This is a genomic window from Pantoea sp. X-Soil-ISGK-285 (assembly GCF_059730815.1).
Map to the genome: position 1 here is coordinate 2314673 of NZ_AP035938.1, position 19971 is coordinate 2334643.

Annotated in this window: 20 protein-coding genes; 9 read left to right on the forward strand and 11 right to left on the reverse strand. The window is 53.8% G+C overall.

All coding sequences use genetic code 11. The features are described from left to right. Positions 1 to 608: 608 nt before the first annotated feature. The 3 genes from ycgN to AC6I8B_RS11080 all read right to left on the reverse strand — a co-directional run bounded on the left by ycgN (position 609) and on the right by AC6I8B_RS11080 (position 2372). Positions 609 to 1055 (reverse strand): cysteine cluster protein YcgN, encoded by a 447-nt coding sequence (ycgN, locus tag AC6I8B_RS11070; protein ID WP_010260578.1) that lies wholly within the window; start codon positions 1053 to 1055, stop codon positions 609 to 611. A 65-nt stretch (positions 1056 to 1120) separates the two neighbouring features. Next, positions 1121 to 1780: a fumarylacetoacetate hydrolase family protein gene (locus AC6I8B_RS11075; RefSeq protein ID WP_010260576.1), complete on the reverse strand. Its 660-nt coding sequence runs from the start codon at positions 1778 to 1780 to the stop codon at positions 1121 to 1123. A gap of 316 nt (positions 1781 to 2096) precedes the next feature. Then, a complete protein-coding gene (locus AC6I8B_RS11080; RefSeq protein ID WP_033757879.1) occupies positions 2097 to 2372 on the reverse strand; it encodes a YcgL domain-containing protein in 276 nt (91 codons plus the stop codon). Between the two features lie 155 nt (positions 2373 to 2527). Here AC6I8B_RS11080 and minC point away from each other — a divergent pair, with 155 nt between their 5' ends. The 3 genes from minC to minE are packed head-to-tail and all read left to right on the forward strand — an operon-like array spanning position 2528 to position 4354. Further along, on the forward strand, positions 2528 to 3235 hold the full coding sequence (gene minC / locus AC6I8B_RS11085; protein ID WP_010260571.1) for a septum site-determining protein MinC: 708 nt from the start codon (positions 2528 to 2530) through the stop codon (positions 3233 to 3235). A gap of 33 nt (positions 3236 to 3268) precedes the next feature. Next, the gene (gene minD / locus AC6I8B_RS11090) at positions 3269 to 4081 is read left to right on the forward strand and encodes a septum site-determining protein MinD (protein WP_010260569.1); all 813 of its coding nucleotides are present in this window, start codon (positions 3269 to 3271) and stop codon (positions 4079 to 4081) included. 3 nt (positions 4082 to 4084) lie between these two features. Next, entirely contained in the window at positions 4085 to 4354 is a 270-nt protein-coding gene (gene minE, locus AC6I8B_RS11095; protein WP_008925314.1) for a cell division topological specificity factor MinE, read from the forward strand. Positions 4355 to 4407: 53 nt separating this feature from the next. On the opposite strand, the gene rnd is transcribed toward minE, so the two are convergent. From rnd to AC6I8B_RS11125, 6 genes are all read right to left on the reverse strand, one after another. Next, positions 4408 to 5529, reverse strand: a complete 1122-nt coding sequence (gene rnd / locus AC6I8B_RS11100) for a ribonuclease D (protein WP_187514954.1) — start codon at positions 5527 to 5529, stop codon at positions 4408 to 4410. Positions 5530 to 5627: 98 nt separating this feature from the next. Further along, entirely contained in the window at positions 5628 to 7304 is a 1677-nt protein-coding gene (fadD, locus tag AC6I8B_RS11105; RefSeq protein ID WP_010260565.1) for a long-chain-fatty-acid--CoA ligase FadD, read from the reverse strand. 209 nt (positions 7305 to 7513) lie between these two features. Then, the gene (locus AC6I8B_RS11110; protein ID WP_157352352.1) at positions 7514 to 8110 is read right to left on the reverse strand and encodes a Slp family lipoprotein; all 597 of its coding nucleotides are present in this window, start codon (positions 8108 to 8110) and stop codon (positions 7514 to 7516) included. A 60-nt stretch (positions 8111 to 8170) separates the two neighbouring features. After that, entirely contained in the window at positions 8171 to 8869 is a 699-nt protein-coding gene (tsaB, locus tag AC6I8B_RS11115; RefSeq protein WP_010260559.1) for a tRNA (adenosine(37)-N6)-threonylcarbamoyltransferase complex dimerization subunit type 1 TsaB, read from the reverse strand. 44 nt (positions 8870 to 8913) lie between these two features. Next, a complete protein-coding gene (gene yoaA, locus AC6I8B_RS11120) occupies positions 8914 to 10830 on the reverse strand; it encodes a DNA repair helicase YoaA (protein ID WP_010260556.1) in 1917 nt (638 codons plus the stop codon). A gap of 243 nt (positions 10831 to 11073) precedes the next feature. Continuing rightward, positions 11074 to 11811, reverse strand: a complete 738-nt coding sequence (locus AC6I8B_RS11125) for a carbonic anhydrase (protein ID WP_033771955.1) — start codon at positions 11809 to 11811, stop codon at positions 11074 to 11076. 1856 nt (positions 11812 to 13667) lie between these two features. On the opposite strand from AC6I8B_RS11125, the gene AC6I8B_RS11130 reads away from it, so the two are divergent. Then, complete coding sequence (locus tag AC6I8B_RS11130) at positions 13668 to 14342, forward strand: ClpP family protease (RefSeq protein ID WP_157352354.1); 675 nt, start codon at positions 13668 to 13670, stop codon at positions 14340 to 14342. Positions 14343 to 14724: 382 nt separating this feature from the next. Here AC6I8B_RS11130 and AC6I8B_RS11135 read toward each other — a convergent pair whose 3' ends face one another. After that, positions 14725 to 14892: a hypothetical protein gene (locus tag AC6I8B_RS11135; RefSeq protein ID WP_497817434.1), complete on the reverse strand. Its 168-nt coding sequence runs from the start codon at positions 14890 to 14892 to the stop codon at positions 14725 to 14727. 350 nt (positions 14893 to 15242) lie between these two features. On the opposite strand from AC6I8B_RS11135, the gene AC6I8B_RS11140 reads away from it, so the two are divergent. Both AC6I8B_RS11140 and AC6I8B_RS11145 read left to right on the forward strand, forming a co-directional pair. Further along, the gene (locus AC6I8B_RS11140; protein ID WP_157352358.1) at positions 15243 to 15602 is read left to right on the forward strand and encodes a hypothetical protein; all 360 of its coding nucleotides are present in this window, start codon (positions 15243 to 15245) and stop codon (positions 15600 to 15602) included. Positions 15603 to 15669: 67 nt separating this feature from the next. Continuing rightward, the gene (locus tag AC6I8B_RS11145) at positions 15670 to 16014 is read left to right on the forward strand and encodes a RidA family protein (protein WP_497817435.1); all 345 of its coding nucleotides are present in this window, start codon (positions 15670 to 15672) and stop codon (positions 16012 to 16014) included. Positions 16015 to 16025: 11 nt separating this feature from the next. Here AC6I8B_RS11145 and AC6I8B_RS11150 read toward each other — a convergent pair whose 3' ends face one another. Next, the gene (locus AC6I8B_RS11150) at positions 16026 to 16220 is read right to left on the reverse strand and encodes a YoaH family protein (RefSeq protein WP_010260545.1); all 195 of its coding nucleotides are present in this window, start codon (positions 16218 to 16220) and stop codon (positions 16026 to 16028) included. 110 nt (positions 16221 to 16330) lie between these two features. Here AC6I8B_RS11150 and pabB point away from each other — a divergent pair, with 110 nt between their 5' ends. The 3 genes from pabB to AC6I8B_RS11165 all read left to right on the forward strand — a co-directional run bounded on the left by pabB (position 16331) and on the right by AC6I8B_RS11165 (position 19804). Beyond that, on the forward strand, positions 16331 to 17710 hold the full coding sequence (gene pabB, locus AC6I8B_RS11155; protein WP_157352362.1) for an aminodeoxychorismate synthase component 1: 1380 nt from the start codon (positions 16331 to 16333) through the stop codon (positions 17708 to 17710). Then, positions 17694 to 18257, forward strand: coding sequence for a CoA pyrophosphatase (locus tag AC6I8B_RS11160; protein WP_033779035.1), 564 nt, complete (start codon positions 17694 to 17696; stop codon positions 18255 to 18257). The genes pabB and AC6I8B_RS11160 overlap by 17 nt, the downstream gene beginning before the upstream one ends. 182 nt (positions 18258 to 18439) lie before the next feature. Beyond that, positions 18440 to 19804, forward strand: coding sequence for an L-serine ammonia-lyase (locus AC6I8B_RS11165; RefSeq protein ID WP_010260538.1), 1365 nt, complete (start codon positions 18440 to 18442; stop codon positions 19802 to 19804). Positions 19805 to 19971 lie beyond the last annotated feature (167 nt).

Consider the following 19971-nt stretch of genomic DNA (forward strand, 5'->3'; position numbering starts at 1 on the left):
TAATGCTGGTCAGTTAAGATTAGAGTTGTAAAGGCTGTCACGGTCAGACGTGGCAGCTTTTTTTCTGTGCGAGCGAGCCGCAGTGCGGGCCAGCGCACCTCTGCTGCTGCCGGGCCGTCCTCGCGCCGCTCACGCGGTACCTTCGGCTTTGACGGCGCGCCGACGAACCGTTCGGGGATCGGCCCTCCCTGGCCGGCCCCGAACTGTCCACGCTTCCCGGCGTGGACTTCTGGCCCACCGTCACGCCTCAGCGCTGCGGATAGCCCTTTCAGCAGCAGAGGCGCTCAGGCCTCCACTCTCGTGCCCTTTTTAACAATTCACACTGAAGTTTCAGAGCAGGCCGGGGCCGGGCAGGAGCAGGCAATCCGCAGCGCTGAACAGAATGAGTCTGCCAGGAGAGCCCGCAGGACGCGGGCGAAAGGCGGGGCGGCACAGGATGTGCCATCCCCGGCGGTCCGTCAGGCAGAGGAATGACGTGAAGGAACCGCGAAGCGGCGCGAGGACCGCCAGCCCCTGCCCGGGACCAGACTGCGTTATCACCTGTCGCTTAACTGACCAGCATTATGCCACTGGCAGCCTTTTTTCTGTTCCGATTGATAGCGCGGCACTCAGCCGTTGCGATCGGGGCGATCAATGATGTGATCTTCCCAGTCCCGCACTTCACTCTCACGCACCGCAATATAACGCACCGAAATACGCTGCGCATGCATCGCTGTTTTCGAACCGGCCCGCAGCGGATGCCATACGGGTAAATCTTTGCCCTCACCCAGCAGCCGGTAGGCGCAGGTGCGCGGCAGCCAGTTGAAGGTCGTCAGATTTTCGCGCGTTAACTTGATGCAATCCTCTTCAAGCTCGAAGCGGCGCTCATAGTTGCGGCACTGGCAGGTTTTAATATTGAGCTGATCACAGGCAACATTGGTGAAGTAGATCTCATCGGTGTCGGCGTCCTGCAATTTGTTCAGGCAACACTGTCCACAACCATCACACAAGGATTCCCATTCCTCATCGCTCATTTGTGCCAGGCGTTTTTGTTGCCAGAAAGGGGTGTCAGTCATGATGATTTGTCCGGATTGTGCCTAAACCGCACCTTATAAAGCCTATGCGACGGTGATGCAAGTTTTTAGAGTACGCGCGTGCTGATGCCGTGACCCGCCAGTGAAACTTCCAGCTGATCACCCGAGCGCATCGGGCCTACCCCTTCTGGCGTACCGGTCAGAATCACATCGCCTGCACGCAGGGTAAAGTAGTGGCTCATATGGGCAATCAGCGGCAGGATTTTATGAATCATGTCTTCGGTGTTGCCGTGCTGACGCACTTCACCGTTCACCAGCAATTTAAGCTCGACGTTCTGCGGATCGCCACTGAATTCCGTCACCGGGATAAAACCAGAGACAGGACAGGCGTTATCAAAGCCTTTGGATTTTTCCCACGGCTGGCCCGCTTTTTTCAGCCCGGCCTGCAGGTCACGCAGTGTCAGATCCAGCGCCACACCATAACCTGCAATCGCCTTAGCCACATGCGCATCGGTCGCCTGCTTCAGTGTCGCGCCGATCAGCACCGCCAGTTCAACTTCATGATGGACCTCGCCGAACGCGTCGGGAATAGAGAGCGGCTGACGTAAATCACACAGCGCCGTTTCCGGCTTGATAAAGATCACCGGCTCGGTAGGGGTTGCGCTGCCCATCTCTTTAATGTGCTTTGCATAATTACTCCCGACGCAAACCACTTTGCTGACCGGAAAATCTAACAGAGCGCCTTGCCAGTTACGATGCTGATACATGCTCATCCCCTGTTCAGGTTAGGTGTGATGCCAGCGCTGCTGGCGGGTTGATGTTTGCTCATGCGTTGATCGAAATGCCAACCTCATAGCGTGATAATAAGATCCTTTTAACGGTCCGGGGTGCGTAATTTGTCAGAAAGCGTAAATGCAGGCGTTGAAGTGCTGAATAATCGTACAAATCAGGAGAAAAAATTGAGCAGGGAATTTAAAAAGGGGTGAAACAGATAAGCTGCGCCGTTAATTTTGCGCAGCATCAGGGCAATATTATCCTGCCAGGATCGCACCGACAGGATTTATATTTACAGAAGAATCCGAGTTAAAGTTTTTTATCGGTCTGTAAATGAATGTTGAGGAGACTTTCAATCGGCGGAGGGAGCTGTAAATAATAGCCCTGCTCGCTCAATCCCTGCTTAACTTTATTGATATCCGCATTAGCCAGCCTGTCCCGCCCCGCCAGCTTAAGCACCATCGCCAGCTGCGGCTTGCCAAAGCCTTTCAGCAATTCTTCCGGAACGCGCGAGAAATCGTCCTTTTTTTCAACATAGAGATAAGTCTGGTCACGTAACGGGCTTCTGTAGATCACACAAAACATATTTTTTACTCGAATTAACCGGCGTTGAGGCTTGTCTGAATATAGCTGTAACTATAACATGCTTGCAGAACTTCGAATATTCACCGTTAGCGCTTCAACGATGATTTTATCATCGCCAGGCTTTCGGTAGTGAAAACAGGACTGAGTCGGGACAGATGTCGCAAACGCCAATCGAATTCAAAGGTAGCAGTTTCACCCTGTCTGTCGTCCATTTGCATCACCATGACCCTGCGGTGATTCGCAAGGCACTCCAGGACAAGATTGACCAGGCTCCAGATTTCCTGAAAAACGCGCCGGTGGTACTTAACGTCTCGACATTAAGTGCCGATGTTAACTGGAAACTGTTGCAACAGGCGGTTCTCGCCACCGGTTTACGCATTGTCGGCGTAAGCGGCTGCAAAGACGAAGCGCTGAAACGTATGATCGCCCGTGCCGGCCTGCCCGTGCTGGCAGAAGGTAAAGAGGCCAGACCGCAAGCCGCCGCGCCGCAGCCGATACCTGAACCTCTGCCGGCTGTAACCGAAACGGTAGCAACGAAAACCCGCATCGTGAACACCCCGGTGCGCTCGGGCCAGCAGATTTATGCGCGTGATGCCGATTTGATCATCACCAGCAGCGTCAGCGCCGGCGCCGAACTGGTCGCCGATGGCAATATTCACATTTATGGCATGATGCGCGGTCGCGCCCTGGCGGGTGCCAGCGGTGACCGCAACTGCCAGATTTTTTGTACCAACCTGGCTGCCGAGCTGGTCTCGATTGCCGGAGAGTACTGGATCATGGATCAGATCCCGCAAGAATTTTTTGGTAAAGCTGCGCGCCTGTGCCTGCAGGATGGCGCGCTGACTATCCAGACACTTAATTAGGCCCCTTTTCTTTTGTTAAGGAAATCAACATTTATGGCACGCATTATTGTAGTTACATCCGGTAAAGGGGGCGTTGGTAAGACCACGTCAAGCGCGGCCATCGCCACCGGTTTAGCGCAGAAAGGCAAAAAGACAGTTGTGATCGATTTTGATATCGGTCTGCGTAACCTGGATTTGATCATGGGCTGTGAGCGCCGTGTGGTCTACGACTTTGTTAATGTAATCCAGGGCGATGCCACACTGAACCAGGCGCTGATTCGCGACAAACGCACGGAGCAGCTCTACATTCTGCCTGCGTCGCAGACCCGTGATAAAGATGCGCTGACCCGTGAGGGTGTTGAAAAAGTTCTGAACGATTTGGCTAAGATGGAGTTCGATTTCATCGTCTGTGACTCACCGGCAGGGATTGAAACGGGCGCACTGATGGCGCTCTACTTTGCCGATGAAGCCATTATTACCACCAACCCGGAAGTCTCTTCTGTCCGCGACTCCGACCGCATCCTCGGCATCATCTCATCCAAATCCCGTCGCGCTGAAAACAGTCAGGACCCGGTGAAGGAGCATCTGCTGCTGACCCGCTATAACCCTGGCCGGGTGAACCGTGGCGATATGCTGAGCATGGAAGATGTGCTGGAGATCCTGCGCATTCCTCTGGTCGGCGTGATCCCTGAAGATCAATCGGTGTTACGTGCCTCTAACCAGGGCGAACCGGTGATTCTTGACGGCGAATCTGATGCTGGCAAAGCCTATGCCGATACCGTTGAACGGTTGCTCGGTGAAGTACGCCCCTTCCGCTTTATCGAAGAAGAGAAGAAGGGTTTCCTGAAACGCCTGTTCGGGGGATAAACCATGGCATTACTTGATTTCTTTTTATCCCGGAAGAAGAACACTGCCAACATAGCCAAGGAAAGGCTGCAGATTATCGTGGCAGAACGGAGAAGGGGCGACAGTGAGCCCCACTATCTTCCGCAACTTAAGCGCGACATTCTGGAAGTGATTTGCAGATATGTGAAGATCGATCCAGAAATGGTAACGGTTCAGCTCGACCAGAAAGGTGATGATATCTCGATTCTGGAGCTGAACGTGACGCTGCCGGAAACGGATGAAGTGACTAAATGACGCTGACCGTTTGCTGAATTTCCCCTGCGCTCTGGCAGGGGAAATTTAACCGGTTAACAACCCGCCAGAATCTCCTCAATGCCGGGTTTCAGCAGTTCTCCCCGCCATCCGGTGAGTAACTCCGGCTGACGGCCCTGTGGCTTCAGGCCCCAGTGCTGACTTAATACCTGATTAATCTGACGTCGTGACGCCAGCAGCTCCTGACTGAATCCACTCTGCTCGCTCACCTGCTGCACCAGCGCTTTCATCGCTTTAAACACCGGCTTGTAGTGCGGATGGTCAATCAGATTGCCCAGCGGAGCCGGCAGTTCGCTCTCATCCAGCGCCTCAGCTTCTGCCACCAGCGCCACCAGCGCTTTGCCGTGGAAACGAATTTCGTGGCCTGACAGCCCCAGATGATCCAGCTCGCCCAGTGAGCCGGGCATAAAGCGCGCTACTTTCCACAGATGCTCTTCGCGCACCACAAAGTTAACGGCCATATCTTTTTCACGCGCCAGCTTCAGACGCCAGGCCGCCAGTCGCTGCAACGCCGCCAGCTGACGCGGGCGCAACTGCCAGGCATTGGTAATATCCCGCCAGGCTTCTTCCGGCGACAGGCTATCCAGACGACGCTGACACAGGTTATCGCACTCACTGAGGGCCGCCGCCATATTGCCGGCCTCTTCCGTATTGATCATCAGCTGACGCGCAATTGGCAACAGATAGTGAACGTCCGCCGCCGCATACTCGCACTGACGCTGGGTCAGAGGGCGTGCCAGCCAGTCCGTGCGTGATTCACTTTTATCGAGTTCGACCTGAGTGAAATGCGCCACCATTGAGGCAAAACCCCAGGAGAGCGGCTGGCCTGAGAATGCCGCCAGAATCTGGGTATCGATCATGGGTGTCGGCAGCACGCCGAAACGGTGCAGGAAGACTTCCAGATCTTCACCCCCGGCATGCAGGAATTTGGTGACGCTGGTGTCGGTCAGCAAGGCAATAAAGGGTGACCAGTCACGGATATTCAGCGGGTCAATCAGCACCAGTTGCCGATCGTCGAACAGCTGGATCAGGCCAAGCTGAGGGTAGTAAGTGCGGGTGCGGACAAATTCGGTATCCAGGGCCACCGCCGCGTGCTGGCGCGCTTTCTGACACACGTCTGCCAGTTGATCATCCTGGTCGATAAGGGAATAGTTCACGTCTGATTTCCACCGCAGCCAACAACGCGCGGCGCTCCATGTTAAAAACAATAAAAACGCCGGACATGCCGGCGTTCAACCTCAATTTCTGCCCGGATTCAGCTCGCGCCGGGTTTCGCCTCGTCGCGCAGCTCACGCCGCAGGATCTTGCCGACGTTGGTTTTAGGCAACTCATCACGAAACTCAATGATTTTCGGCACCTTGTAACCGGTCAGCTGACGGCGACAGTGATCGAGCACCTCTTCTTTGGTGAGCGATGCATCTTTTTTCACGATGCAGACTTTTACCGCTTCGCCAGAAAGATCGCTGGGGACACCGATAGCCGCGGCTTCACGCACTTTAGGATGCTGCATCAGCACGTCTTCGATTTCATTCGGATAGACATTAAAACCTGATACCAGAATCATATCTTTTTTGCGGTCAACTATGCGAATAAAGCCTTCCTGGTCAACGGTAACAATATCACCGCTGTGGAGCCAGCCATTTTTCAGCACTTCCGCTGTCGCTTCCGGATGCTGCCAGTAGCCCAGCATCACCTGCGGGCCGCTGATGCAAAGTTCGCCCGGTTCACCCGGAGGAACTTCATTGCCGTCGTCATCCAGAATCAGCACATCGGTCGAGGGCACCGGCAGACCGATACTGCCGGTATGACAGCTGATGTCATAGGGATTGACCGACACCAGCGGAGAACACTCTGTCAGGCCATAGCCTTCCAGCAGATAGTGTCCGGTCAGTTTTTCCCAGCGCTCGGCCACCACTTTCTGCACCGCCATTCCGCCACCGGCGGAAAGACGCAGCGTTGAAAAATCGAGTTTATTAAACTGCTCATCGTTGAGTAGCGCATTAAACAGCGTGTTCACGCCGGTAATGGCGGTAAACGGAAATTTCCCCAGCTCTTTAACAAAGCCGGGAATATCGCGCGGATTGGTGATCAACAGATTCTGACCGCCCAGCTCCAGGAACAGCAGGCCATTCACCGTTAAGGCGAAGATGTGATAAAGCGGCAGCGCGGTGACGACACACTCTTTACCGTCGCGCAGCACTTTGCCGTAGGTCGCGCGGGTCTGCTCAAGATTCGCCTGCATGTTGCGATGGGTCAGCATCGCCCCTTTGGCCACGCCAGTGGTGCCACCGGTATATTGCAGGAAGGCGAGATCGTCATTGGAGACCGTCGGGCGTTGATAATTGAGCGTTTCGCCGACTTCCAGTACGTGACGAAATGAGATTGCCCCCGGCAGATGGTATTTGGGCACCAGCTTCTTCACATACTTAACGACAAAGTTAACCAGTGTCGCTTTTATCGGCGCCAGCTGATCGCCCATCCGGGTCAGGATGACGTGCCGCACAGCGGTTTTCGCCACCACTTTTTCCAGCGTATGCGCAAAATTCGAGACAATGACAATCGCACTGGCCCCACTGTCATTGAGCTGATGCTGCAGTTCGCGCGGCGTATAGAGCGGATTCACATTGACCACGACCATACCTGCACGCAGCACACCAAACAGGGCCACCGGATACTGCAGTAAATTCGGCATCATCAGTGCCACCCGGTCACCCGCTTTCAGGCCCAGCTGTTGCTGAAGATAGGCGGCAAAAGCGCGGCTCTTCTCTTCCAGCTGACGATAACTCATCTTCTGACCCATGTTCAGGAACGCGGGTTGATCGGCGTAGCGTTTTGCGGCCTGCTCAAACAGATCCACCAGCGAGGTGTAACGATCTGCACTTATTTCGGCAGGCACATCTGCCGGGTAGCGTTTCAGCCAAACCTTATTCAAGGATCCACCCCGATAATTATGTTGTATTTCCATCGCTGCCTCAGCCAATCTGGTTTGTTAACAATATTTTAACTGATTGTACCAGTTTGCCTGTTTTGGCATGTTGAGGTTGCGAAGTGCATCACTAAATTTCGTGCTGATAAAACAGGCAAATAAAAAGCCCGGCAGCGAGCACCGCGACCGGGCTGATACTTAAATGTTTTTTGCACTTACTCAGTCAGAATGGTCTGCACCTCTGTCGGCCCACTGTTCATCATTCCCCAGTAGGGATTCGGGCCCCAGTATCCGCCGCGATGGCGGGTCGGACCATACCAGATCCAGGGATCCATCGGCTGGGGTGGTGCTGTCACCTGCTGGGTAAGTCGCCAGCGCTGATAACCGCGCACATCGATGACCGCAAATTTGTAATCTGCTTCGCCAATTTTGCCCTGCTCTGTCCCTTTCAGGGTACCCAGCACCGTCACATACTGATTTCTGACATCCACCGGATCAACAAAACCGCGGATATCGGCATAAATCCGACCGACCGAGGCCGCACCCAGACGTGGTCTGGCGCTTTCATCCAGCGGCTGCGCAGCAATCTCAAGCCGGGTTTTGCCGTTCAGGTTAGTGACATTCACTACCTTGCCGCCAAAGCGCGATTCCTGCCCGACAAAGAGCGAAGGATTGCTCATGACCCGCAACAGATCCTGCTGCGGCTGAGGTGAGCTGCCCTGCAGCGTGTCAGGAATTGAGACACAACCGGTTAACGCCAGCACACAGGTCAGCAGCAGACCTGAAAGCCCTTTACCACACATTGACGACATAGACGTTCTCCCGTTAGGTAAAGAGTTAGACTGGACGCATAACAATAAGTTGCGAGCATTTTACCGGCCAGGTAATTTTTTCCAGGCGACTTCATTACGCAGATAAGTGGGCTCCGCCGTTTCCGGCAGCAGCGTCTTCCCCTGTGCCAGCGCAAGGGTTGCCAGCGGCAGCATATCTTCTGCAGCGGGCAGCGTAACGTCACTGGCGTTCAGGGTAAGTTCGTGTCCCTGCTGCAGGGCAGGATAAGCCTGCCAGCCGGTGCCTGCGGTCATCCATTCGCCAGAGAGCGCCTGCATCCGGGCCAGTGCCGCTTCGGGCGACAGCACGCTTTCGCTGGCCTCACCCTGCCAGGCACCCTGTTCATCACGCTGATATTCGGCCCAGTAGACCTCGCCCATCCGCGCATCAATAGCGGTTAATACGCGGGTAGCACCGTGCAGACGCCATGCGCCTTCCGCCAGCGTTGCCAGCGTGGAAACCGCGATCATTGGCAGAGAAGCGCCCAGTGCCAGTCCCTGCGCAATACCAATGCCAATCCGCACGCCGGTAAAACTGCCAGGGCCGCGACCAAAGGCGAGCGCGTCCAGGTCGGTCAGTTCCAGCTGCTGTGCCAGCAGTAGCTCTTCGATCAGCGGTAAAATACGCTGGGTGTGATCGCGCGGGGCAATTTCGAATCGGGCATCAATCTGTTGCTGATTCAGCAAGGCGGCTGAACAGGCTTCTGTCGCCGTATCCAGCGCTAAAATTCGGGCTGACATGACTACCTCAGAAGAAAGAAAACGGCGCGCATCTTAGCATAAAATTACGCGTCTGGTTCGGGTTGCTGGCGGATAAAGGCGATGGCGCGGGCAATGTCCCGGGTGCGCGGCGTCGGTGGCAGGCTATTGAGAAACAGCGCGCCATAAGGACGAGAAACCAGACGCTGATCGCAAATGACCAGTACGCCACGATCGTCGGTATCGCGGATTAAACGTCCCACGCCCTGCTTCAGGGTGATCACCGCATCCGGCAGCTGCACATCCGTAAAGGGATCGCCGCCACGAATCCGGCAATCTTCCATTCTGGCTTTCAACAGCGGATCTTCCGGTGAGGTGAACGGCAGTTTATCGATGATCACCAGCGACAGCGCATCACCCCGCACATCCACGCCTTCCCAGAAGCTGCTGGTCGCCACCAGCAGGGCATTGCCCTTATCGATGAACTGTTTCAGCAACTGACCCTTGCTGGTTTCACCCTGCACCAGCACGGGCAGCGTCATTGAGGCGCGAAATTCTGCGGCCAGCTCACGCATCATCAGGTGCGACGTGCACAGAAAGAAACAGCGGCCTTTATTAGCATCAATCAGCGGCTTCATCATTGCGGCCAGCTGGCGTGCACCACCCGGACGGTTAGGCTCAGGCAGATTGCGCGGAACGCAGAGCAGCGCCTGCTTCGCAAAATCGAACGGGCTGTTCAGAATCAGGCTTTTTGCTGCATTCACACCCAGCCGTTCGGCGAAGTGTGCCATTTTCTCATCCACCGCCAGGGTGGCTGAGGTGAAGATCCATGCAGCCTTACGATTATCCATTACTTCACGGAAGCGTTCTGCCACCGAGAGCGGCGTCAGCGCCAGGATAAAGTGACGTGAGGTACATTCATACCAGTAGCTGTAGCCCGGCTCGTTAATCGCCCGCAGCCGTTTTAACCGGCCACGGTAGAGCGCGGCCCGCTCGAAGGCGGCATCCAGCAGGGCTGAACGGCCCAGTGAGAGTTTGATAACGTCGTAACAGAGCTCAAGCGCATCATCCAGCAGCGTAAACATCCGCAGGATGTTGTTATCGCTCAGCAGTTCACGCAGGTTACCGCGATAGCCGGGATCGCCTAATGACAGGCGAAAATCCTGCGCGCACTGCGCCAGGCGGTCAGCGGATTTCTGCAGCTGCTGAGCATCACGCACCTCGGTGCGGTAGGCGGTAATAATATCTTTGGCGAGATCGAGTAACTGGCGGCTGGAGAGCTGCTGACCAAAATACTGACTGGCGATATCGGGCAGCTGATGGGCTTCGTCGAAGATCATCACATCAGCTTCGGGAATGAGTTCGCCAAAGCCGCCCTCTTTCACCACCAGATCGGCAAGAAAGAGATGGTGGTTCACGACCACTACATCGGCGTCCATAGCGCGCTTACGCGCTTTGACCACAAAGCACTCTTTATAGCGCGGGCAGTCAGTGCCGAGGCAGTTATCGTTGGTGCTGGTGACCAGCGGCCAGACCGGGCTGTCTTCGGTCACGCCCGCACAGCTGCTGATGTCGCCATCTTCCGTCTGCGATGACCAGCTGCGCAGCGTCACCAGATCGGTCAGCCCCTGCGCGGTGAGATCGCCGCCCGCCATCGATTGCTGTTCCATGCGTTCCAGGCAAAGGTAGTTGGAGCGTCCTTTCAGCAAGGCCGTTTTACCTTTGAAATCCAGCGCCTTGATCATCGTAGGCAGATCGCGGCCATAGAGCTGATCCTGCAGCGCCTTGGATCCGGTGGAGACAATTACTTTTTTACCGGCCCGCAGAGCGGGAGCCAGGTAGGCATAGGTTTTTCCGGTGCCGGTACCGGCCTCGACCACCAGTTCACCCTGCTGTTTTACGGCTTCAGATACCGCCTGCGCCATCTCACGCTGTGCTTCACGCGGCTTAAAGCCTGCGATCGCCAGCGCCAGCGCGCCATCCACTGCAAAATCGTCTGCCACATACCCTCACTAAGAACGGCAAAAACACTGTAATTATGTCAGTATTGGATCAACAAAGCAAAATTGATAACTATCAATAGCTTATCTATTTCCGGCCGTTGGGGGCGTGGCAGCTAAAGACTCTGGATCGCGTCTGCAAGATGGGGAAAAAGGCGGCACGTGGCCGCCTGAAGAGAAGCGCTCGCAGCACCGGGATTCCTGATGGAAAAGTTGCACCGCGAAAGGCAGCAGAAATCGCTGTGACTACTCTACAATCATGCGCCCATTGAGATGCTGCAACGGACGATTATTGGTGGTTTTCAGCGCCTGTTTAAAGGCGTCGAGCTGCGCCTGAGAGAGCGAAACCGGCTGTTTCAGCACCAGCCAGCGAATCCCTTCGCTGCAGGGTGGCGTCGTCAGGGAGCCGCTGAAACGATAATAGTGCAGATCTTCCGGGAAGAGATCGCGTAAATTTACCTGGCGATTAATGGTTACCTGCTGGTTTTCCTGTTTCGGCATAGCGTCGATCAACGGTGCCAGCGCCGGATTCTCTTCACCGACCTTAAACATCACCGCGACCACGGCCAGATCGCCATCCTCTTTGCTGTGTACAAAGTGGGCTTCAAGGGGAAAGGTGTGCCCATTGATCTGGTTCTCACTCGGCGTATGGAAGTGATACTGACGCAGCGTGAACTTTTCCCGATCCAGTACAAAATCATCTTCTTCATCAACGGTCACCTGAATCGTGTGGCCGTTGTTGATCACCTTCTCAGCCGACGTATGGTAGGCCAGATCGAGTGCCTGTAAATGTCCCTCAATCGGATCTTTAATATTGATAGGCGACTGGGACTTACCTTCGTGGCAGATGTGGAAGTCGCTGGTCAGTTCGCTCCAGTGTTCCGGGCCAGCTTTGCCTTCGTACGTCCAGTGCGGTTCCGCCGCACCGGCTACGTTGAGGGTAGAAAGCGCCACAACCAGACTTAACATTTTTGGTAATTTCATTTTTATCCCTGCTTTATAAGCTTATTTGCGGCAGGGATACTATTCCGCTGACTACTGAATCAGCAAGGTGACAAAATGCGTTAAATCAAAATCAGAACGAATAAAGAGTTTATAATTACAATCAATGTTAATTTAATTAACAAACATCACGATATGACGTTTTTAAGCACTTCAGGAAAGGGTTGATATCAATCTCTCTGAATAAAAGAGTTTCATTTTTCTGTATTTATCATTTTGATCGTCGAAACGAGCCGGGAGGGAAATTTTGCACTAAATTCAGGCGACGTAAGAAACCGCAAAACTGCACGCAGGCGGTTTTGCGGTGCAACGCGATAAAGCGTCATAAAAGACTATACAGGTGACGCTAGACATCCTTTTCTAATGGCTCCTCTTCTTCATCTTCTTCCTCATCTTCAGGATAAATCTCAGCGTCATCGGGCAGCGGTTCATCGTAATCAGGGCGTTCAGACATAATTTCCTCCAGTGTCAGATAGCAATTTTGCTATGCCCTTTGAGTGTAGCTTACTCCTGCCATCTGTTTTGCAAGGCTCGCAAAAGATATCAGAAATGCGGGCGCTGCCGCAGACTCTGCTTCGCCACTGCGTGAAACAGCCTTGCGTCACAGCCGGTGCTGATAGCGTACCGGTTAATCGGATGCCCATTCGCCTCCTCCAGCCGCGTTATCATTGACGTCAGTCGGATAGCGGGTTTAATAATTCGCCGCTGAAAAAACTGTGTTTTCAAAAAAACCTCTTACTCGTTTAATGAATAAAAGGCCGGAACTTAACTGCTATAATACAGGGACACGAAAAGTTAATGATGCGATTCAAAGCACAATTATGCACAAAGAAAGGTAACATTAAATAAAAACTCAACAGGAGTAGCATTAAACATCGTTATGTTGTTATAAGAAAAAATCCCTGATATAAAAGAGACAGAATTTAAACGTAACCTGTGAGCATTAGCGGATTGAATATTTCCTCTGATGCAGTCAGGCTGACTTAACATATGGTAGAGAGGGAATTAAAAATTCAGAAATTATGTTATCTCTCACAGGCAATAAAAAATTGTCGCTGGATGAGTCACATCACAATAGAAACCATGCCCCACGGCATCCGTCCTCTTTAAAAGGCCGTTTAAGACTATCTCGCTAAAGATATCCGTTAATGTAAATGAAGTGGGGTTTTATATTATAAGTTAAATGGGATGTAATCTGGCTGTTGCTACCCTGTTGCATCTATCCGTCAAAATGGACACCATTACCTCAACAAGGAGAAATATCATTGTTCCCTAAATTACCCCGGTATAGCTTAGTGATTCTGACGCTGAGCGGTTGCGTTACCAACGATGAGGTCAAACTTAACCCAGTTGGTCAACATAGTGAACCTGTCATGCCGCATAAAAACCAGGGAATCAGCCCTGCACAGCGGCGCGCGATTATGTCCGGCGAACAACCAGACTGGTCTGACGTTTATCCTCAGCGAATCAATAAAAACTCGTCAGCTGTCAGGAAATGATCTGCACGTCGTAGCGGTTAACGTCGTTACTCCACCACTCACATAGCGTAAAAAACACTGTGGAAAATAATCAACACGTCGATGATGTCTCCCTATGGGATTGGATTGTCACATTAATTTTAACTGGCATACCCGTATTAAATCTTTTCATGCTGCTTTACTGGTCCTTAAACCGAAGGACTAAACGTTCAAAGAAAAACTACGCCAGAGCGAGTTTATTATTGATATTCATCGTACTTATCTTCTATATCATCACCCTGGAAGTTACAACGGGCTATTTTCTTTTTAAACATTACTGATCCTTAAACTGACAGCGTCACACCCTTAAATGGAGTTTTTATGGTGCGTTATTTCACTTTTCTATTATTGGGCGTCACTTCCGCTTGCTGCATAGCAAAAACGTCAGTGGTGGTGAATAACACCCTGAAAGCGCAAGAGATAAAATCGGCAAAAATTGTTTACATTGGCGAGGTTAATGGCACTAAAGTGGCAGAATTGATGGCAGGCATCGATGATATTAATGCAAGTTACCCTGCTGTAAAAGAAATATCGCTTTATATAAACAGCTTTGGCGGCGACATGGAAGCTGGCTATATGGGCGGCCAGGCCGTCAGGGGGTCAAGGATTCCGATAAAAACCATCAATGCCGCAATGACGGGTTCGGCGGCTACCCTGATTTATTGCTCAGGGGCGCAAAGGGAAGCATTACCCAGCGCAACATTTTTAATCCATCCTGCAGCGAGTCAAAACATTCAGAGCAACTATCTGAAAAAAAATGAAGTCATTTTACTCAGCAGAGATATCGATAATGTCAGTAAACTATTCAGGGACACCTATGCATCCTGTTTCAAAGATGACGGGAAAGAGATAGATAAAGCCTTATTCAGTGAAGACAACCGTATTTACCTGCGTTTTCCAGAATCTGTAAAACAGGGTATTGCACAAAAACGTGTTGAAGGAATCGCCCCCGCTGATATCGCTTATTACATTTTCACTTCAGAGGCCAGCGGCTAGCAAAAATAACGTTATTTATGCCTGCTGGACGAATACTTTTTATCAGATATGCGCCGCCTGGACAGATGGGCGTGCTGGCGGGGAGACATATCGAGCCGTTAGCGGGTAATCCAGAGCAGAACATAATGCAGACGACGTTCAGATGAGGCGCCGCAGGATCTCACCATCAATATCACGGCGGATTTTCGCAGTAAGCGCTACCCTTGCATGGTGAGTTTTTTGAGCAGCAATAGCAGGGTTGATTCAACACTGGCCAGATAAAAAGCGGCAAATAAAGCAGGCCGCTCAGCCAGATACGGCTTATTCTGGTACAGGGCGTTTATCTGTTTCTGGCTGGTGACCTGATATCACGATCATTGGTGACGCTGCTGTTGCGACCTGCTTATAAGCGGACGTACAACGCGCCCGCCAGCATAACGATGAACAGAATAGCGAAGGTAATAAAGCCCTGCTTACTGCCACGGGACAATCCAACAAATACCGAAACCACAATAAACAGCAGCGTCAGTGCGCCGACCATCACCCAAAAAAGATACTGCGTATTCGCCATGCCTGAATCCTCATCCGTAGCGCGATTTATCTGCTGTTTTATAACATTTTTATGCCGCGCGTGCCCTCACTTCTCCCGCTCTTTCGACGCTTTATGCTGCTTTAGTGCAGCAGGGCTGCAACAGTGACAACGTCCGCGGCTCATTATCATAATGCAGACAGTGTGATGCAGTTAGCAAATGCAGAGGAACGCAGCGAGTAAACAAACGCGCGGATTATAATGATTAAATCAGCTTACCGTTGGGATGTGGCACCCGTAGGCTGACGTGCTGAGACTGGTTTAACATTGCCGTTCAGGCGGTGTAAAACAGATGGCCTTAACCCGACTGCCTGACTCAGGCGGAGGAATGTATGAACTGTTTCCGCATCGCCTCTCTGGCTGGCGTGCTGCTGCTCTGCGGCTGCCAGGCACCCACGCCTGATCAGGCTCGTCTGCAGCAGCCTGTTTTTCAGGGTCAAAGCACCCGCACCGTCCCTCAGCTCAGCGACTGTATTTATCGCGGCTGGTCCACCACCAGCGTCATTGCCAGAGATAACACCACCCACACCCAGCCCAACGGCAGCGAGATCAGCGTTTTTACCTGGGAAGATTCGATTTTTGCGGATGTGTCGCCCCGCCGAAAAGGGGCTGAGGTGAAATATTTCACGACTTTCCGGATGGCGCCTCAGGTGATGGCGGACAGACAGGCGATTGTTGAGCGCTGCCTGTAAAGCGTAAGGGGTGACAGCGATGTCGGGAGTGTGCCAGGCTAATGCGCAATTAACCAGGGAGAAACCGATGAGTATTACCCGCATTGACCCGGAACACCGTATGTCCGAAGCCGTGATCCACAACGACACGATCTATTACACCAGTGTGCCTGAGAATCTGGATGCCGACGCAGAAGCGCAGACAGCCAATGCGCTGGCAGTGATTGATGCGATTCTGACACGGCTCGGTAGCGATAAAAGCAAAATCCTTGATGCGACGCTGTTTCTGGTGGATAAGGCCGATTTCCCTGCGATGAACCGCGCATGGGACGCATGGGTCTCTCCAGGTAATGCGCCGGTGCGCTGCACGGTACAGGTCGGGCTGTTGAATCCGAAGTACAAAATCGAAATTAAAATTATCGCTGCACGTTAAAACGCCGGGCGTTATTCCTCTTCGTTTTCTTCATCTTCGTCTTCGAATAGCGCCCGAATCCGTTCGCCCTTGAAATTTTGTCGGATCTCCTGCGCCACCTGGGTGATCGCTTCACCGCTCGACAAACCTCCCGCCATCAATTCCTGAATACGTTCGACGGCCTGCTGCTGCTGCTCATGAGAGAGAGCCGGTATTCCTATAAACATGTTTCACTCCTGCGTTGGGGCAGACAGTATCCCACGCGGAACTAACAGGTGCCAGTCAGGAAAAAATATGGCAGTCTGACCGCCTCTTTGCTCTCTGATTTCTCTGCCCGATGATTGTTGAAACCCTCAGTCTTGATTATACCCCGGATGCGCTGACTCAGCGTTTTGCCCCGATTGCCCATCTGCCCTGGGCGATGCTGCTCTCCTCCGCGCAGGCGAACCACAGCGACAACCGCTTTGATATTCTGACCGCCGATCCCCGCGCTACTCTGGTGACCCGCGGTGCGATGACTACGCTCAGCGACCCGACCGGCACGACCGAATCAACCGCCGATCCCCTGCTGCTGGTGCAGCAGCAGTGTGATGCGCTGGGCGTGACGCCGGCTGCCAGCGATGCCCTGCCGTTTCAGGGCGGTGCGCTGGGCCTGTTTGGTTATGATCTGGGCCGCCGGTTTGAGTCCCTGCCTCAGCAGGCCGCAGCCGATCTCACCACGCCTGACATGGCGGTGGGTATCTATGACTGGGCACTGATTGCCGATCATCATCAGCAGACCCTGACGCTGGTGGCGTTAAAGAACGCAGAAGAACGCGCCGCCTGGCTGGCGCAATGGCCCGCGCGTGAGGCCGTACCCTTTTCACTGACCAGCCGCTGGCGCTCCAACCTGAGCTATGAAGATTACGCTGCGCGTTTTGCGGCGGTTCAGGCCTATATTCAGGCGGGTGACTGTTATCAGGTTAATCTGGCGCAGCGTTTTCAGGCCGGTTACCAGGGTGATGAGTGGCAGGCGTTCAGTATACTCAATGCGGCTAACCGCGCGCCGTTCAGCGCTTTTCTGCGTCTGCCCGAGAGCGCGATCCTCAGCCTGTCGCCGGAGCGCTTTCTGTCGCTGAATAATAAGCAGATCGAAACCCGACCGATCAAAGGTACCCGGCCACGCTGTGACGATCCGATTGCTGATGCGCAACAGGCTGAGTCGCTGCGCCATGCGGAAAAAGATCGGGCCGAAAACCTGATGATTGTCGATTTGCTGCGCAACGATATTGGCCGCGTGGCGCTACCCGGCTCGGTCACGGTGCCGGAACTGTTTGTGGTTGAACCCTTCCCCGCCGTGCACCACCTGGTCAGCACGGTGCGGGCGCAGCTGCCTGACACCCTGCAGGCCACCGATCTGCTGCGCGCCTGTTTTCCGGGCGGCTCGATTACCGGTGCGCCCAAGATTCGGGCGATGGAGATTATTGATGAACTGGAGCCGCAGCGGCGCAATGCCTGGTGCGGCAGCATCGGTTATCTCAGCCTGTGTGGCCGGATGGATACCAGCATCACCATTCGCACGCTGATCGCTGAAGGTCAGCAGCTCTACTGTGCGGCGGGCGGCGGGCTTGTTGCAGACAGCGATCCCGAAGCGGAGTATCAGGAAACACTCGATAAAGTCAGCCGGATCTTACCGGCACTGGAACAAACCGGAGGTTCAGTTGGCCCTGACGCTTGATGATTTTCGCAGCCGTTTTCTGTTGCAGCAGCCAGCCCGCAGCACACAATTGCTATCCGGGCGCCATGCGGCGGTGCTGGTGCCGATTGTGGCACGGCCTGAACCCGGTCTGTTGCTGACGCAGCGCTCACACGCCCTGCGCAAACATGCCGGACAGGTCGCTTTTCCCGGCGGGATGCAGGATGACACTGACGCATCGCTCATCGCCACAGCACTGCGTGAAGCACAGGAAGAGGTTGGCATTGAGCCGCATCAGGTCGAGGTATTAGGCGCACTGCCCGCCGTGACCAGCAGCACCGGCTTTCAGGTGACGCCGGTACTGGGGATCATTCCGGCCGATCTGCAATTAACGATTAATCCGGATGAGGTGAGCAGCGCCTTTGAGATGCCGCTGGCCGAGGCTTTGCAGCTCAGCCGCTACAGCGCGCTGGAGGTGCATCGGGCTGGCGTTCGCCATCCGGTCTGGCTGTCGCGCTATCAGGATTATCTGGTGTGGGGCATGACCGCGGGTATTATCCGCTCACTGAGTGCTCAGATCGCATTCTGAGACCTTTCTCGTTTTTCTCTCTCCAGCCCGTCAGGTTACTGGCGCGCTGCACTATAATTTTTTCTATGAGTTTTGATAAGTTTATTTCATGCGAAAAGCTGCTCTTTCCTGGTGCATGACCATTACTATGGGCGCCATAAACTGCCCCGGCAGACTGAGAATAATTGTGAGGAGTGTCACCTGTGATTAGTGTTTTTGACATGTTCAAAGTGGGCATCGGCCCCTCAAGTTCGCATACTGTCGGCCCGATGAAAGCAGGTAAACAGTTTGTGGATTTGCTGTGCGAACAGGAAAAGCTGCAGGAGGTCACCCGGATCGCCGTGGATGTTTACGGTTCTCTCTCTCTGACCGGCAAAGGCCATCACACTGATATCGCCATTATTATGGGTCTGGCGGGTGAATCGCCGGATACGGTGGATATCGATGCGATCCCCGCCTTTATTAAAGATGTTGAGCAGCGTGAGCGACTGCTGCTGGCGAAAGGCGCACACGAAGTGGATTTCCCGCGCGAAGGCGGCATGGTATTTCGCAGTGAGAACCTTTCGCTGCATGAAAATGGCCTGCGCCTGCTCGCGTTTGCGGGCGACCTGCTGATCCTGTCAAAAACCTATTACTCCGTTGGCGGCGGTTTCATTGTTGATGAAGAGCACTTCGGGCAGTCGGCACTGGATGAAGTCTCTGTGCCCTGGCCGTTCCACTCCGCTAAAGATCTGCTGGCTCACTGTCGTGAAACCGGCCTGTCACTCTCAGGTCTGGTGATGAAAAATGAGCTGGCGCTGCACAGCCGCGATGAGATCCATGCCTATTTCACTAACATCTGGCAGACGATGCAGGCCTGTATCGATCGCGGTCTGAATACCGAAGGCGTGTTGCCAGGGCCACTGCGCGTGCCGCGCCGTGCTGCCTCCCTGCGTCGCCTGCTGACCTCCTCTGACAAGCACTCCAGCGATCCAATGATAGTTATCGACTGGATCAATATGTATGCGCTGGCCGTCAACGAAGAGAACGCCGCGGGAGGCCGCGTGGTGACCGCGCCCACTAACGGTGCCTGCGGTATCGTGCCTGCGGTGCTGGCTTACTACGATCACTTCATTGAGCCGGTGACACCCGACATTTTCCTGCGCTATTTCCTCGCCTCTGGCGCCATCGGCGTGCTGTACAAAATGAACGCCTCTATTTCAGGCGCGGAAGTGGGCTGTCAGGGTGAAGTGGGTGTCGCCTGTTCTATGGCGGCGGCCGGTCTGGCTGAACTGCTGGGCGGCAGTCCGGAGCAGGTCTGCGTGGCGGCTGAAATCGGCATGGAACATAACCTTGGTCTGACCTGTGACCCGGTAGCCGGTCAGGTTCAGGTGCCCTGCATTGAGCGCAATGCTATCGCCTCGGTTAAAGCGATTAATGCGGCGCGCATGGCACTTAGGCGCACCAGCGAACCCCGCGTCTCGCTGGATAAGGTTATCGAGACAATGTATGAAACCGGCAAAGATATGAACGCCAAATACCGTGAAACTTCGCGTGGCGGTCTGGCGATTAAAGTTCAGTGTGATTAAGCGAAACGATTAACTGACTAAAAAACGTGCAAACGTAATAAAATCCGCATCCTGCGCTATCTCAGCGCAGGTTTAACCGGTAGAGTGATTTCCGCGCAGCCGTCCGGCTTACGCAACTTTCCAGACCCGCTTTTCTGCATTCCGGCCTCAATGTTGATCTGACCGTG